General features: G+C 45.7%; 1 protein-coding gene. It reads right to left on the reverse strand.

Translation table 11 applies throughout. The annotated features are described in order from the left end of the window. On the reverse strand, nt 1–2,398 hold a 2,398-nt coding region (locus H6550_16685; GenBank protein MCB9047774.1), incomplete at its 3' end, for a hypothetical protein. Between the last annotated feature and the right edge of the window lie 204 nt (nt 2,399–2,602).

Consider the following 2,602-nt stretch of genomic DNA (forward strand, 5'->3'; position numbering starts at 1 on the left):
AGTAAGAAGCATACTTGCTTGCCATGATATCCACTCCACTCATCCTTCCTATGGCAGGGTCATAACCGCGGAAGAACATCTCATAATTTCCCGTTACCTTATTGAGCTCGCTGCCACTGTTGTATAGATATTGATTAGGCTTGGTATCAATTCTTGTCCACGAGTCTTTGGTCTGTAAACCAAACGCATAGTAGTTGTTGGTTTGCACCACCTGTGATTTGGTATACGTCACTTTCAAGTCATCAAAATACACCCAGTTGTTGCTTTCGTTTTCATAGCTAAGATACACATAAATATAACCTGGCTTTTCAATGGTAATGGCACTGTTAAATTGAACCAGTGTTTTGTTAAAGTATGCTGAAGACGGAACAGACTTCCATCCATAATCGTCATGTTGGTAAAGGGTATCAAATCCATTTGATTCATCAAAGAAAATATAATTTAAATAAGCTGCCGGAGTATCATCACCTTGGTTACCACCTAATCCCAAAACTCCGAGTGCATCATTGAACGTATCATAGATGGCCTGACTTTCACCACCCCCACCATTGGCCCCTCCAAACGCTCCGGCCACTGCAGTGACCATCGCTGCCAAACTGGTGCTGTATGTGCCGTAGCCGCTGCTGTTTTCATGGTAGGCATACACTGAGGGTTCAACCGTGTCACCAGGGTATACGCGTAGCATGATACCCGGTCCAGAAGGGGTGGTTTGGTTCATTTTGTATACTTTGCTTCCACCTGACGTATGGTTGGCAGACGGAAAACTAACTTCATTATTACCATCTACGTTCTCATAAAGGTCGGTATCCTCTCTTAGGCCACTTCCTGTGGTTTCAAAGGTGGCCATGAACTCCATGGTTTCTTCCTTGCTCGTAAATACCGTACGGGTATTGCCCTGATGATCACTCAAAGCATATTGGTATTCATAATTGCCGTCATTCACCACTACCCTGCCTTCAGGCGAGGCAAAATAGCGAAGGGTATCATTTTCATAGACAAATCCACCCACATATTTTGTTGATTTAATCAGGGTTGTGTTGTCATATACATCCATAGCCAGCTTGACACCTGTGGCATCGTAGGTATATTTTAGGTTTTTACCTCCTGTAAAGTAAACGGCCTTTACTTTGTTCAGTTCATTATAAGCAATGCTGTCGATACCCTTATTAAGGTCTTTTTTTACGTTACCACTGTTGTCATATTCGAATTCTGTTGAAGAAGTAGCCCCATTATTAAACCCCTGATCATTGCTGCTGGCATCCTCCACCTGAGCCAGTCTGTTCAGGCTATTGCTCGCATAGGTATAGGACAGGTTATCAATAGTGGTGACAGTTCCGGTTTCGCTCTTTCCTTTTCTTTGTAGTGTACTGATGTTGCCATTGGCATCATATGTAAGCCCCTCCTCATTGTAGGCATTGGCATTCAATGCAAAACTGGCTCCCTCTCCGTAGGATGCTTTTTGTAATTGGTCATTTTTGTAATAAGAATAAGCGAAGGCTTTGGTGGCCTCCTCTACATCATTTCCAAATCCTTCCTTCCATTTGATGGCCGTGATATTGCCATTGTGTTTGGGGGCTTGACTAAGGGCACCCAAACTCTCGTTGTACAACATCTCCATCGCAAAGTAATCGTTACCAATACTTGACGGGTCGTTGATTTTGTTCAGCCAACCTCGGATGGTATAGGTATAATCCACCTGCTGCAGCCATCCCGATCCGGTGTCGTGCAGTTTTTTGTTGAGTAACTGCCCCAATTCGTTGTACGTGTACTGGGCAATGGTCTGTTCTGGATTGGATCCAATTTTTCTGTACAATTTTGTCACGCGTCCCATGTGGTCATAGTCCATACGGTCTTCAATACTAAGCGCCACCGATGCAGATGAGTGGTGCGTGGATTTAGATTTCAGTGGTTTTACAAAATCATATATCGTGGTTTGTTTATCTATCCCTGCTAAGTACAACTGGTTATTACTCTGGCTTTGGATAGGACGATCATACTCATCATAAAAAGTAACTCCTATGAGCCAGTCGTTGGTCACTCCGGCACTGTTGAGTATCCTCCTTTTGCTTCCGGTGGGCAGCCCCCGGGTGCGGGTGCTGGCGCTGGCCTCCTGGCCGGCAAAGTGGGCATTGTCGTAGGCATAGTCCGATGGGCCGTTTTGGTCAAAATCGTAGTCGTCATAATAATTTACGGAAAGCAAGGTGGTGTTGGCAGTAGGGAAACTTTGGTTGGTATATCCCTGATAAGAAGGGTTCGCGGCCCTTTCCTCATACCATTTATCGGTAGCGTCATAGTCCAGTGCGTCCAACAAACCCTGAACAGTTGCCCTGCTGCTGCTATTGAGATACCATCCATTGTTGCGAACCGAAGCGCGGGAATGCGCGTAGGCGTGAAGCAATCCCCTTTGGGAATGGACAACCCTCCGGGGATTGCTTCGGTCGTGCCTCCCTCGCCATGACGGTATCTTAGGTCGTGACCACTGGTAATGCACCCATGTTTCCAGGTTTTCCCTCGCATGGCCTCAAAAAAAACTGCCTCCTGTTTTTGTTCCATGAACAACCCCAGGAGGCAGCCTTTGCCAAGTCGTCAAGAAAACCTAGAA

The organism is Chitinophagales bacterium (genome assembly GCA_020636495.1).
Classification (GTDB): domain Bacteria; phylum Bacteroidota; class Bacteroidia; order Chitinophagales; family Chitinophagaceae; genus UBA5543.